Genomic DNA, 13624 nt, shown 5'->3' with positions numbered 1-13624 from the left:
AGCCGAGTAATACTAATCGCCCGAAGCTTTCTTCGTGAATGGAAATGGTGAGTAGCAGGTAGCAATACCTTGCTACTCGCAAACACCAAACAAACAGATAATCAAAATGATACTGTTGTCTTTTCAATTACTTACTTCTTTCAATCATTGTCTTAGATAGGAGATAATAGATGTGAGACATGAGATAAAATCTCAATACTCAGATCTTGATACTCAAATCTAATTAAAATATTCAGGTGCCTATATCGGCGGTGTCCACCTCTTCCCATTCCGAACAGAGAAGTTAAGCCCGCCAGAGCCGATGGTACTGCAGTAAAATGTGGGAGAGTAGGTCGGTGCCAAATTTTTAATCCCGATTTAAAATCGGGACTTAAAGTAACCCTTCATCTAATTGATGAGGGGTTTTCTTGTTTTGTACCCTTTTTATTACCACCTTCAATGCTGCTGCATTGCCCTTTGTTAAAAGAACTAGGGGGGCATTTATATGAAATTTTTTTCTCAAAAACCACTACTTGCTTTTCCTGTTTTTTGTTTATAATTTAGCTAAGCGCTTGTTTAATTTGAAGCCAGTGCTATAGTTATCAACCTTTATCCAAAACCTTAACTTAACATCACAGATTATGAACACTCTTGTTTTTTGGGCAATATTTATTGTTCTCCTTGTATTAGTTTATTTTTTTGACAGGTATTATTTTATGCTAAGAGATAATAGCACTGCTCTACCCCGTCCATACAGCTTTTCGCGGTTACAACTGGCTTGGTGGTCAGTTATTATATTAGCTTCTTTTATAAGTATTATTATTTTAAGAGGCGCAATCCCTACCTTTGACACTTCAACGCTTTATTTGTTGGGCATTAGTTCGGCCACCACTGTTGGGGCGACATTAATAGATATTGGTGATCAAACTAACCCTAACCTTACCGGATTAGGGCAGAATATTAAAGGGGATAACCTGTTCCTTGATATTTTATCAGATAAAAATGGAGTGAATGTGCACCGTTTTCAAACGGTAATATTTAATATTGTATTCGGAATATGGTTTATCTTTTATGTGGTAGCTCATTTAAATGACAGTGCCATTGGTACTGATGCTATTATACCTGTAATCAGTACTAATAATCTTATCTTGCTGGGTGTAAGCTCTGGTTTATATACCGCTTTGAAGACTACTGAAAATAAGCAGCAAACGATTATACCGCCTGTAGTGGTTAATACACCTCTGGCGACTGTTACAGATCATCAAACAGAACAACCGGTACTGCAAGCAGCTGTACAATAAGTATATTTGCAAACGAAATTAATTAGGGGTAATTAATATAAAGGAAAATGTCCTTCTGCTTCAATTGTTTGAATGCGGAAGGGCACCTTTACGAAAGTCAGGTTATCTGGATTTACAATGATTTTAACCCTTTAACGCTTCATATATCTCGGCTGAAAGTAGTCCACTCCCACCCCCATAATGCTGAATAATAGTTATTTGAGGATTGAGCGAGCGGAAAGCATTACACAATTTATCTTCACTTTCCTTTTCAATTCCACCGCCAAGTAATACCAGGCGAAAGGTGTTATTTGCAAAAGCTACCAAAGCTTCTTCATCGATCGAGCAGCCGGTTGCATTCCACTCTGGGTTATTGTTAACTAGGCGAACAACAGTTTGTAAAATCTCCGGGTGCCGACCTATCACTAATATTTCTATCTTATTCATAGTATGATAGCTTAATTATTTGGTGTGAAAATAATAAAAAGGAAAGGGCAAAAGAGTTTTTCTGCATCAATACAAAACCTTTTGCCCTTAACTTCTTATTATCCTAACATGGGTACTTCCATCAGTAAAAACTCAGCATCGGTTTCGGCTGTAATAGTGAATTTGTCAGTATCCCATATCCCATAACCGTCACGGGTGTTTAATATCTGATCATTAACCTTAATGTCGCCGCTTAAATTAAAAATATACACGCCGTTACCTTTGGCTTTCAAATTATATTCGGTACTTATACCTTTATCAAATTTACCCAAATGGAACCATGCATTCTGATGGATCCAAACGCCTTCATCTTCCGGATTAGGGGAAAGTATCTGCTGTAATTTGTTATGCCTATCATCAGCATTTAAAGTAATCTGGTCATAACGGGGGTCTACATTCTTTTTATCCGGAAATACCCATATCTGTAAGAATTTAACCCTTTGCTCCCTGTCTTTATTGTACTCGCTATGAAAAATACCAGTACCGGCACTCATCACCTGTATATCACCATTTTTTATAACGGCAACGTTGTTCATGCTGTCTTTGTGTTCCAGATCGCCCTCTAATGGTATAGAAATTATTTCCATATTATCGTGCGGGTGTTTTCCAAAGCCCATTCCTGCATCAACGGTATCATCATTTAATACCCTTAAAGCGCCGAAATGCATTCTTTCGGGATTATAATAATTAGCAAAACTAAAAGTATGATAACTGTTAAGCCAGCCATGGTTGGCATGTCCACGGGTTTCGGCTTTATGTAATACTGTTTGTGCCATGATGTTTGTTCTCCTTTGTTTTATTTTATACATCAAAGGTAAGGTGTAATTGAAGCGGGAAAGATGATGTAGGTTAAGAAATGATAAGGGGGGCACTAATCAATGCTTGTTTCTCATTCTGCTAAAAAACTCGGGTGTTACACCAATGTAGGAGGCTATTTGTTTTTGGGGTAGATGATTGATCAGCGTCGGATAACGTTTGCAGAAGATGTTATAGCGTTCTTCGGCAGTAAGACTCAGGTTGTCAACAATGCGCTGTTGATTCGCTACTAAAGAGTTTTCAATAAGGATACGGAAAAAACGTTCAAATTTGGGGATCTCCAGATATAGCTTTTCCTGATTGGTTTTTGATAGCAGAATAATGTCTGTATCCTCCAACGCTTCAATATTAAGTGTGCCTGGTTTTTTGGATATCAGGCTGTACATATCTGCCATCCACCAATCTGGCGGGGCAAAACTTAATACATGCTCAATGCCATTCTTGTCAACTGTAAACCCCCGCAAGCAACCTGATGTTACAAATGCTGAGTATTTGCAGATTTCACCATCATTCAAAAAAAACTGTTTCCGTTTGAGTTGCTTTTCCTGCAGCAATGAAATGAAGATTTCCTTTTCTGCGTCCGTTAAATGGATATATCTGGAAACGTTATTCAGCAGCAGATTAAAAGGCATATATTGGTATTGGTTGCTCTCTGTCTGATTAAAATTACCCTGCTAAATAATTTAATATTAAGTAGCTGTAATTTAACTATTTATTAATAGATACTTAAAGCTTTCGCAATGCACAAGGCTTAAATTTGTTTTATAAATTTAGCAATAACACTTGAAAGCGCCGGTAGCAATTTTAAGCAAAAAATTACTAAAAACAGGAATATTTGTTTTACTGCTTCTTGACCTCCAATCCGCCCGCTCACAATCTATACCACTTCCTAATGCCTTTGCTCATAATGACTATTGTCATCCGCATCCTTTATTTGATGCGCTTGATAATGGTTATACCAATATTGAGGCTGATATATTTTTAGAAGAGGGAGATTTGATTGTAGCACATATTTATCCATTTTTTAGAGCCGAAAAAACGCTGGAAACACTTTATCTGCAACCATTGGCAGACCGCATAGCAAAAAATAACGGACAGGTTTACAAAGGATATACCACTCCGATTGTTTTACTGATCGATATAAAAACGGGCGCCAATAATACTTATAGCGCTTTGAAGCTATTGCTCGAAAAATACAGATCCATATTATCAAGTTATGATAACGGTAAGGTTACCCAGCGGGCTATAACTATTGTTTTGTCGGGGCATAAGCCCTACCAGATGATTAAGAGTGAAACAAATCGTCTGGCATTTATTGATGAAGATTTGAGAAAAACGGCTATGGATACAACTGCCGCCAATGTATATAAACTGGCGAGCTGTAAATATTCAAAAATGTTGAGTTGGAATGGTAATGGCGATTTTCCGGTGAGCGAAAAGAATAAGCTATGTGCCTATGTATCAATGGCACATAAATTTGGTAAAAAAGTAAGACTATGGGCATCACCCGAGAAAAACAGCGTTTGGCAAGAGTTGCTTAAATGCGGTGTTGACTTGATTAATACCGATAAACTCGTAGATCTTAAAAACTTTTTAATTACCTATAAGAGCAGTTATGGCAATTCAACAGTTATGCTGCCTATTAATAATATTGAAGTCAACTGAACTTGAGGTGTGACTCATATGCCTATACTGCAAATTTATAAGAATATTCATCAGGAGCTGTTGTTTCAAGCTAATTTTTACATCTCAAGCTCAAAGTGAAAAGGCCTTTAAATAAGCATCTTTATAAGTCCCCCATTCTTTTGTTGCATTCAGTAAGGTTTTAAATAGATCCTGATTATTAGTTAGCTTCCCTTTTTTAGGCGGTAATATAGCCTTGCCGTCAACTATTAGATTCGTTATTTTAGTGGTAAACCAGGTTACATTTTCGTGAGGGAGCGCCAGGCCTAATATCATTCCAGGTAAACCGGTAAAAGATTCAGGTCCCCCTGAAACAGGGATCTGATCGCTATAAAAAGCTACAACGTAAACTGAATCTAACACTATTGCATTTGCCCTTCTGCAGATAAATCCGGCAACTTCCCGTGTTTCGCCGGTTATTTTCCATCGGATCTTGCGAGTGCTATCTTTAACCAGGAAAACTTCTTCGAAAACATTTTTCTGTTCAATAAATGTTTTTGTTTGTAAGTCAGTGTAGATGGTATTGGTCTGACTAACCATTACATTGTTTCCAAAGAAATTTCCTGACGGATTTTCATCAGGCACCGGCGTAAACAGCGTTTTATTATCAGAAAAGGTTAGTGTACTTTTCAGCTTTTTAAACTGAGGCTGGTTTTTTATATATTGATCATAAATGGGCTGATAAAAAGCCTCGTTATCTTTATTGATCTGCTTTTTTAGTAATGCAAACATATTAACGGTCTTTTCGTACTCAATTACGCCCGATGTTGTAAAATGAGCGTTTTGACTAAAAGATGGACTGTTGATTAGTAATAATGAACTGATAGCCGCTATAATAATTGTCTTCATAATCTTAATTTTTTGCGCTGGCACCGCCCATTTTGTTAAATGTCCAAACCAGGGTAAGCATAAAAAATCTTTTAATGGTAGTGTAATTTTCCTGAGTAATTAAATTCCCGCTTGAGCTCCTGTTAAAACCCGAGTTTTGGTTGAGAATATCATTGCATGCCAACGTGATTTTAAAATCCTCGTTTTTATCAAATGCCTTTACCAGCCAGGCATTCAACAAAAACCTGGAGTAATCTTGGTCAAAAGTCTCTGTTTTAGAGTTGTATTGATAGCTGCCGTTTGAGGTGATTGAAAACTGCCAGGGTAGAAAAAAGGTGAATCCACCATCGCCATTTAGCCCATGTCCATTATTGTTTAGATTACGCTGTAAGGATGACCCTCCATAAGTTAAGCTTGGCCCGAAGGAAATATTGAAATCATATTTCTTTTGTACATATTTTTGAACTCGTAAACTTCCTGAATAGGTAGTTGATGTAATCGCGTTGATCTCACCGTTTGAAAGGTTATAGGTTCTACTTCCCTGATCATTCAGAGTAAAACCTATGTTGATACCTGTTGAAGACAATTTACGTGCGTAGTAAATGTTTAGGTAATAATTAAATGGAATTTTATTTAAGTTGATGTATTGCGTTGTGCTTTTGCCAACCGAATCCGTAACGGTACTGTTTACTATAGGAGAAGATGTGAACGAATAATTACCATATACCCCTAAATATTCATCGCTCAATACTTTATATGAATTATATGCTAACCTTATGTTGTTTGTAAAAGATGGTTTAAGTGCAGGGTTTCCTATAATCAAATTTAGCGGATCGGTATTTACCAGTAGCGGCTGTATCTGGTCAACGGTTGGTTGCGTGGTTTTACCATTGTAGTTTACGTTAAAGTTGGATTGCTGCGAGAACCTGTATTGATAGCTTGCCTGCGGAGACCAGTCAACAAAATTGCGTTTAAATATATCACCTGTATACTCATTTACTTGTTTAAAGTTCACATCACTTACCTTGGTTCCAATATTTATAGTTGTTTTTCCCTTCTTTAAATTAAGTATTGCCCCTCCCTGGTTAGCTAATTGATTTAACTTATAATCATTACTATATAAACTATCCAGTATGGTATAAAAGCCATTGGCATCTTTATTGAATGATTTGCGGTCGGCCGTGCTATTGTCAATAGCTAGCCCATAGTTAAAAATAATTGACAGCGTTTTTGACAATGGTTCGGTATAGGTCATATTACTGTTCAGCTGTGAACTTATAAGATGATTGGTTTTATACTGATCTGTGGTCTGGCTGCTGTCTTGCACGCCGAGGTTATTAAAATAATCAACATCAGTTTTTAAAGTTCCATTAGCCTGACTTTCGTTATATGCTTCGCTAACGTTCCACGAAAAAGTGCGGCCCTTTTTCTTAAATTTTTTGGTATAAAATGCATTTGCATTAAATATTCGTGCATCAACCTGGTTGGTAATGTTTCTTTCACTACTGTTTAGCAAGGTGTCGCCACTGTTGCGGCTCGTTGACATATAATCGCTTTTGGTTTGACTGTGTTTAGTGGTGGCGTCAAATGCCAGTTTTAAGTTTGATGTAGTATCCAGCTTTACCTGGTAAGTAGCATCCAGTTTGTTCCTGAACATATAATTATGGAAATTCTGATTGGATGTTGTATTGATAATTCCGCCCGTAGGTAAGTTATTTTGCGATAAAGTATTATCCACTCCATCAACTGTTAATACTCCTAATTTATAGTTTGTGTTTAGTGATTGTTTATCGCCGTTCCACTTACTATCGTAATGAACACCATCATTTATTGCTATAGGCGTACCCTTACCACTATAATTCCCGTCCCACGAATCCAGATCGTCACCGCCACCGACCATTATCATTATACTGCCATCATCCATAGCTGAAACATTGTTTCCGCCTCCGTATTTTTGATTGTCTTCCCAGCCCAGCCCTGTTTTGCCATCGTTACTTATTGTGCTAAAAAAGGAAAACTTCTGCTTTGCCTTAAACATATTAAATAATATTTGCGATTGGTAATAATTATCAGTGCCATAGCCCGCATCTACCTTACCGAAATAGCCATTCTTTTTGTCGGCTTTTAATTTGATGTTAATGGTTTTTGTTTTTTGTCCATCATCAATACCGGTAAATGTTGCCTGGTCGCTTTTTTTATCATAAAGCTGTACCTTATCTACCATGTCGGCTCTTAAATTTTTAGTTACAAGGGTGGGGTCGTCGCCAAAAAACTCTTCACCGTCAACTAAAACTTTGTTTACGGTTTCTCCTTGTGCGGTAATTTTGCCGTCCTTATCAACCTGTATTCCCTGTAATTGCTTTAGCAGGTCCTCTACCGTAGCATTCGGCTGTACTTTATAGGTACGTGCATCAAATTCGGTGGTGTCGCCTTTTATTTTTATGGATGCCCTGTTTCCTTTAACAATTACATCGGCCAGCAGCTTAGTTTTGAGCAGCATATTTATGTTACCAAAGTCATGCGTTCTTTTAGCAGAATCAAGGCTGAAATATTCAATATAATCGGCATAGCCAGGATAGGTAGCCAGCAAAATAAATTTCCCTTTGCTTAAGTTATTAATTGCAAATATGCCACTAACACCGGCCCTTACAAAGGTATATAGGATTGAGTCTTTTTCATTTAAAATGCTTATTGAAGCGTTTACAAGTTTAGCATTTGAGGATGTATCAACTATAATGCCTTTAACATTGTATATGCTCTGCGCGCGCAAATTAAGGGTGAAAAGTAAAAGAAAAGGTAGTACTATAATTGTGATCTTCATATATTAGGCTTGGATGACCTAATATATAACTAAATTTTTAGTAGTTAAAAATATTAACAATTTAGGTTAATGAATGCTTCTGTGTGTCTTATTGAAATGATGCGTTAATTTATACAATTATTGAATCAGCATTTTTTTAAAAGCTACGCCATCGCCGTTAAAAACGTTAAAATCAACCACATGGTTAATGCCGTTTACTTTAGCCTTGTCTGAGTGTTGCCAAAACTTCCAATTGGTACTTTTACTTACATCAAGCTCAGGATGATAGTAATGCGCTATCCAAAGGTTATAGCTATCAAAATAACCCTGCAGGTTATCCTGATAAAATTTTAAGCCCGAATAAATAACGGGCTTTGACCCTGTTCTGGCTTCTATCTCGCTCAAAAATACCTGCAGTTCTTCGCGCATTTTAGCAGGAGGAAGGCCATCTAAACGTTCAATGTCAACCACCATGGGTAAATCACCTTTTTCTATATTTACCGTTTGTAAAAAGAAGTAAGCCTGTAGTTTACTGTTAAGTTTAGGTCTGAAATAATGATAAGCTCCACAAACAATGCCCATTTTAGCAGCTTCGCGCCAGTTACGCTGAAAATAAGGATCAACCTGTAATATGCCTTCAGTAGCTTTAATATAAGCAAAGCTGATATGCACATCATCCTCATCCATATTTTTTACCTTTTGCCAGTCTATTTTACCCTGATAGGATGATACATCAATGCCGTGAATGCTGTATTGATTAGGAATGGGTATATTGAAGTCGGTGTAAGTATGATAATGTGGGTTACTGCCAAAATCCTTTATCCACCGCCAGCCAGATGAGAAGCTTTTTAAAACATATCCATAATAAAAAGGCGAAAGCAATACCAGTATAATTATAGCTATTACAAACTTTACCTGTAAAGGCGTTCCATTGGAGGTTTTTCTTTTTTTAGGGGGAGTTCTTTTCTTTACCGGTGATTTTTTTTCAGGAGTTTTTCTCTCGGGAGCTTTTTTCTTGATTGGAGTTGCCACGTGGTAAAAATACAAAATGCATGGCTGTATTTGGTTGTAAATATTATTTAAAGAACAGAATAGACATAATCGATAATAAAATAATAGATCAATTGAACCAAATAGGCAATAGCTTTGGACTAAAAAGAATAGCATATCATTTAAATAATGCTGAACTTTGAGCCATAAATAAATATATTGATGAAGGCGGTAAAAGTTCCTGATGTTTTAACCACGGCTCCCTATTATTTGCGGGAACTAAAAATGAATGGTGTTAGTTTGGTTGAATCGTGTACCCACTCAAGCCATGTTGAGGGGTGTATGTATTTGGAGGAGCATATGCTGATGGTGGTGTTAGAAGGTACTAACCGCATTACGCAGGGCAATAGCGCCTTTATGTTGCATAAAAATGAAATGGTGTTACTTAAAAAGGCAACGATGGTTACTTTTAATAAAAGCGGAAACCCTGAAAATAACATGTTATATGATAGTATGTTATTTTTTTTAAAAGAGGAGTTTTTGGTTGATTTTATGAAGATAGCCAAAATTGAATCAATTAATTGTGCCGAACCGGTGAAGGTAGAAGTGAAACCAGTAGGTGAAAGACTACTCAAATTCTTTGAATCATTAAAACCGTATTTCAGTGAGCCTGATAATATAGATGCAGGTTTGATGAAAATTAAAATGCTCGAATTGCTTTTTGATATTGCCAGCACTGACAAGAATCTGTTTCAGCAGATACTGCAATTGAAAAAACAGGTTTTTACGGATATCCCGTCTATTGTTGAAGAAAATTATGCCAACCCGGTCACTTTAACTGACCTGGCCTATTTATCTGGCAGGAGCCTTTCCAGTTTTAAGCGCGATTTTCAATCTATTTATCAGATTCCTCCTGCCCAGTGGATCAGGCAAAAGAGATTGACCAAGGCTAACGAGTTATTGAGGACAAACTTACCGGTAAAGGATGTTTGTTATTCGTTGGGCTTTGAGAGTGTAGCACATTTTTCAAGGTTGTATAAAGAGTACTTTGGCCATACCCCATCAGAAACTAAAAATAGAGAATTTGTTTTGGTAGATTGAACTGATTAGTCAATCAATTTGGACTTTACGGGTAAACTTATTTAAACGCAGAACCCCATCTTTGTAGAAACATTAAACTATAAAAAATATGATACCTGTAAAAGGATATGCAGCGCAAAGCCCGGAAACTGACCTGGCTCCCTGGGACTTTGAACGTCGTGAAGTTGGCCCTCATGATGTGCAATTTGACATTTTATTTTGTGGCGTTTGCCACTCCGATCTTCATCAAATTAAAAACGATTGGTTCCCAGGGATATTCCCAATGGTACCGGGGCATGAAATAGTTGGCCGTATTGTTAAGGTGGGTGATCATGTTAAAAACTTTAAGGTAGGTCAACTTGCCGGAACGGGCTGTTTGGTTGACTCGTGCCGTGTGTGTGAAAACTGCAAACAAGATTTGGAGCAATATTGCTTAAATGGCAGCTCACAAACCTATAACGGTTTAGAACAGGATCACAAAACCCCTACCTATGGTGGTTACTCCAACTCAATTGTAGTAAATGAAGATTTTGTATTACACATTTCTGAAGAGGTGGATTTGGCTGCTACAGCACCATTATTATGTGCCGGTATTACCACTTACTCACCTTTAAGATACTGGAAAGTTGGTAAAGGACATAAATTAGCCGTATTAGGTTTAGGTGGACTTGGCCACATGGCGGTTAAATTTGGCGTTGCTTTTGGTGCAGAAGTTACCGTATTAAGTACCTCACCTAAAAAAGAAGAAGACGCTAAAAAGCTGGGAGCGCATCATTTTGTGGTAACTACCGATCCTGAGCAAATTAAAGCAGCCAAAGGTACTTTTGATTTTATTTTAGACACTGTATCTGCTGAGCACGATTTTAATATGTACTTGTCTTTACTAAGAACCAATGGCGTTCATATTTGCGTTGGTGTACCACCAAAACCCGCAGAAATTGCAGCTTTCAGTTTATTGGGGGGCAGAAAAAGTTTAGCGGGGTCAGGTATTGGCGGTTTGGCTGAAACTCAGGAAATGCTTGATTTCTGTGCGGCAAACAATATTGTTTCTGATATTGAAATGATCGACATAAAAAACATTCACGCTGCATATGATAGAATGCAAAAAGGTGATGTTCGTTATCGTTTTGTAATTGATATGGCTACTTTATAATCATTCACTATCCGCTAATTTTCAAAAAAGGCATGAAGTTTATAACTTCATGCCTTTTTTGTTGGGACCGCTTTAGATACTAAGAGCCGGACATTATTCCGCTTTAATTTACGCCAGATGCATTACTGCATATAAAGCCGTGGTTGATATGGCAATCCACAATATAACGCCCTGTAAAAGGGGCCTAAAACCAACTGATGCTAAAACAGTACGTGATAAACCTGCACCTATTAAAAACAGAGTAAGTGTTAGCCCGGCTTTGGCAATTTCAATTAAATAAGGTGCCGCAATTGTTACCGCAGAGATATAGGTATTTGCTATAACTGCCAGAATAAACAGACCGATGAAATAAGGGATGCTCACTTTTTTTGATTTGTTTTTAAATACAAATGATGAAAGGAAGGTTACCGGAACAATCCATAATGCTCTTGCCAGTTTTACGGTTGTGGCAACTTCCAGGGCATGAGTGCCATATTTACTTGCAGCGCCTACAACAGAACTGGTATCGTGTATGGCAATGGCACACCACAGGCCAAACTGGGTTTGTGATAAATTAAGGTGATGACCAATTACAGGAAAAACAAATAAAGCTATCGAGTTTAAAACGAATACACAACCCAGGGCAACTGAAATCTGTTTTTCTTCGGCTTTGATAACTGGTGAGATAGCTGCAATGGCACTTCCACCGCAAATAGCTGTACCTGCTGAAATAAGGAAGGAGGTTTTCTTTTCAATAGTTAACCATTTGCCCATAAAATATCCGAAAATTAAAGTACCGCTGATAGAGGCTATGGTAAATAATACTCCTTCTTTACCAGCTTGCAACGCACTGTGGATATTCATTCCGAAGCCTAAACCTACTACTGATACCTGTAGTAATAGGTGTGTGGCTTTATGATTAAGGTGTAAATACGGATGCCCCATTACCTGTGCCATTACCAAACCCATTAATAAAGCTATTACCGGACTGGAAAAAGGAGTAAGACAAAAGATAACACAAATAATGAATATGACTTTGCGAATGGTTTCATTTATATTAAGGAATGCTCCGTTTGTATTGGTTAATTGATGTTGTTGAACTTGCATTGTTATTAATTTTTTATTAGGACAAATTTCGGCACTATTGAATGCTCGTTTTCATCATAATATACAATGACCGATAACCAAAAGTTATGACAATAGCTTGTTTGAATGCCCTTTAATGAAATATGGCGGATAAAACTTTTATTGAGTTGAAGCGTTTAAAATAACTTGACAGGTACTTTGTGATTGAAAATTTTGTACATTGTATCCCCCTGTTTCAGCAGGGCTAATAAAAATGACAGAACACGAAATAAAAATAGCTTTTAAAGAATATAATACTTTACAAGAATTAAGCACTCCTGATTACAGCCTCTGCCATGAGGCCATAAAGGCAATGGAAAACTCCCATTCGCCTTATTCTAAATTTAGGGTGGGCGTTGCATTAAAGCTGCAAAGCGGCAAAATTATTTATGGCAGTAACCAGGAAAATGTAGCTTATCCCTCTGGCCTTTGTGCAGAACGGGTGGCTTTGTTTCATTGGGGGGCTAATTGTCCGGATGATCCGATAGAAGCCATGGCGGTAACGGCGAGCACAGATGAATTCGAAATTTCGCAACCGGTTACCTGTTGTGGTTCGTGCCTACAAGTAATGGCTGAGTATGAAAAGAAACAGAACAAGCCTTTTGAAGTAATACTATTTTGTATTAATGGGCCCGCTTGGGTAATGAATGGTGTTGACAGTTTTTTGCCTTTTATGTTTTTTGAAAACAGATTGGTAAACGAGGCGAAGGTATAAGGCCAATATTTAAAACAGCTAAATTTTAATAATGAAAATAAAGTTATTGATACTTTTTTTAGGTATCTCTTTTACCACCAGCTTACACGCTCAGCAGGGCTTTCCTTTTGATAACGAGATTAAGGCATTTAAACACCAGGATAGCATTGGTTTTTCGCTTAAAAACGGTATCCTGTTTATCGGTAGTTCATCTATCCGTAAATGGACTGATCTGGAACAGCGTTTTGCCGGTAAGCCTGTAATAAAACGCGGGGTTGGCGGTTGTACACTTGAGCAGTTGGTAGATTATTACACCCCTTACATATTATTTCCATATCATCCGCAAAAGGTTTTTATTTATGCAGGAGAGAATGATATTGCGGCAGGTAAAAGCGGACAGTTTGTTTTTGAAGAGTTTAAGAAATTGTGGGTAATGATTAATAAACAATTACCCGGAGCCAGTATTTATTTTATGTCGATAAAGCTAAGCCCGAGCAGAGCTCAATACTTTGGTGAAGTAGAAAAGGCAAACAGCCAGATAAAAAGCTACCTGGTTAACAAACCCAACAGTACTTTTATTGATGTAGGGACAGCGATATTAAAACCCAATTCAACTGACCCGGACCCCTCCCTATTTCAGCCAGATATGTTACATTTAAATAGTAAAGGATACGACCGCTGGCAGCAGGTTTTAGAGCCTTATGTTAATTAAGCTAAAAGCAAAAAGCCGG

At 37.4% G+C, this 13624-nt stretch carries 13 protein-coding genes and 1 rRNA gene; 7 read left to right on the top strand and 7 right to left on the bottom strand.

The window, feature by feature from the left end; all coding sequences use genetic code 11:
* Positions 1 to 232 precede the first annotated feature (232 nt).
* Positions 233 to 344: ribosomal RNA gene (gene rrf, locus JN11_RS22780) — 5S ribosomal RNA — on the top strand.
* Between the two features lie 276 nt (positions 345 to 620).
* A complete protein-coding gene (locus JN11_RS22775) occupies positions 621 to 1280 on the top strand; it encodes a hypothetical protein (RefSeq protein ID WP_144916435.1) in 660 nt (219 codons plus the stop codon).
* A gap of 123 nt (positions 1281 to 1403) precedes the next feature.
* On the opposite strand, the gene JN11_RS22770 is transcribed toward JN11_RS22775, so the two are convergent.
* From JN11_RS22770 to JN11_RS22760, 3 genes are all read right to left on the bottom strand, one after another.
* Positions 1404 to 1706, bottom strand: coding sequence for a response regulator (locus JN11_RS22770; protein WP_144916433.1), 303 nt, complete (start codon positions 1704 to 1706; stop codon positions 1404 to 1406).
* A 98-nt stretch (positions 1707 to 1804) separates the two neighbouring features.
* Positions 1805 to 2521 (bottom strand): pirin family protein, encoded by a 717-nt coding sequence (locus tag JN11_RS22765; RefSeq protein WP_211360887.1) that lies wholly within the window; start codon positions 2519 to 2521, stop codon positions 1805 to 1807.
* Positions 2522 to 2620: 99 nt separating this feature from the next.
* Positions 2621 to 3193 (bottom strand): Crp/Fnr family transcriptional regulator, encoded by a 573-nt coding sequence (locus JN11_RS22760; protein WP_144916430.1) that lies wholly within the window; start codon positions 3191 to 3193, stop codon positions 2621 to 2623.
* 151 nt (positions 3194 to 3344) lie between these two features.
* Between JN11_RS22760 and JN11_RS22755 the strand changes: the two genes are divergently transcribed.
* Positions 3345 to 4226, top strand: coding sequence for a phosphatidylinositol-specific phospholipase C/glycerophosphodiester phosphodiesterase family protein (locus JN11_RS22755; protein ID WP_246139082.1), 882 nt, complete (start codon positions 3345 to 3347; stop codon positions 4224 to 4226).
* 90 nt (positions 4227 to 4316) lie between these two features.
* Here JN11_RS22755 and JN11_RS22750 read toward each other — a convergent pair whose 3' ends face one another.
* From JN11_RS22750 to JN11_RS22740, 3 genes are all read right to left on the bottom strand, one after another.
* Complete coding sequence (locus JN11_RS22750; protein WP_144916428.1) at positions 4317 to 5093, bottom strand: GLPGLI family protein; 777 nt, start codon at positions 5091 to 5093, stop codon at positions 4317 to 4319.
* A 4-nt stretch (positions 5094 to 5097) separates the two neighbouring features.
* The gene (locus tag JN11_RS22745) at positions 5098 to 7893 is read right to left on the bottom strand and encodes a TonB-dependent receptor (RefSeq protein ID WP_144916426.1); all 2796 of its coding nucleotides are present in this window, start codon (positions 7891 to 7893) and stop codon (positions 5098 to 5100) included.
* A gap of 117 nt (positions 7894 to 8010) precedes the next feature.
* A complete protein-coding gene (locus tag JN11_RS22740; RefSeq protein ID WP_246139081.1) occupies positions 8011 to 8904 on the bottom strand; it encodes a glycoside hydrolase family 25 protein in 894 nt (297 codons plus the stop codon).
* Positions 8905 to 9084: 180 nt separating this feature from the next.
* Here JN11_RS22740 and JN11_RS22735 point away from each other — a divergent pair, with 180 nt between their 5' ends.
* Both JN11_RS22735 and JN11_RS22730 read left to right on the top strand, forming a co-directional pair.
* The gene (locus JN11_RS22735) at positions 9085 to 9963 is read left to right on the top strand and encodes a helix-turn-helix transcriptional regulator (RefSeq protein WP_211360886.1); all 879 of its coding nucleotides are present in this window, start codon (positions 9085 to 9087) and stop codon (positions 9961 to 9963) included.
* An 88-nt stretch (positions 9964 to 10051) separates the two neighbouring features.
* Positions 10052 to 11095 carry an NAD(P)-dependent alcohol dehydrogenase gene (locus JN11_RS22730; RefSeq protein ID WP_144916421.1) on the top strand — a complete coding sequence of 348 codons (1044 nt, stop codon included), beginning with the start codon at positions 10052 to 10054 and terminating at the stop codon, positions 11093 to 11095.
* A 108-nt stretch (positions 11096 to 11203) separates the two neighbouring features.
* On the opposite strand, the gene JN11_RS22725 is transcribed toward JN11_RS22730, so the two are convergent.
* On the bottom strand, positions 11204 to 12181 hold the full coding sequence (locus JN11_RS22725) for a YeiH family protein (protein WP_144916420.1): 978 nt from the start codon (positions 12179 to 12181) through the stop codon (positions 11204 to 11206).
* 232 nt (positions 12182 to 12413) lie between these two features.
* On the opposite strand from JN11_RS22725, the gene JN11_RS22720 reads away from it, so the two are divergent.
* Entirely contained in the window at positions 12414 to 12914 is a 501-nt protein-coding gene (locus JN11_RS22720) for a cytidine deaminase (RefSeq protein ID WP_144916418.1), read from the top strand.
* A gap of 31 nt (positions 12915 to 12945) precedes the next feature.
* On the top strand, positions 12946 to 13605 hold the full coding sequence (locus tag JN11_RS22715; RefSeq protein WP_144916416.1) for a GDSL-type esterase/lipase family protein: 660 nt from the start codon (positions 12946 to 12948) through the stop codon (positions 13603 to 13605).
* The last annotated feature ends 19 nt before the right edge of the window (positions 13606 to 13624 follow it).

The sequence above is a fragment of the Mucilaginibacter frigoritolerans genome, from assembly GCF_007830615.1.
Lineage (GTDB): Bacteria > Bacteroidota > Bacteroidia > Sphingobacteriales > Sphingobacteriaceae > Mucilaginibacter > Mucilaginibacter frigoritolerans.
This window is presented reverse-complemented; position numbering and strand designations above follow the sequence as displayed.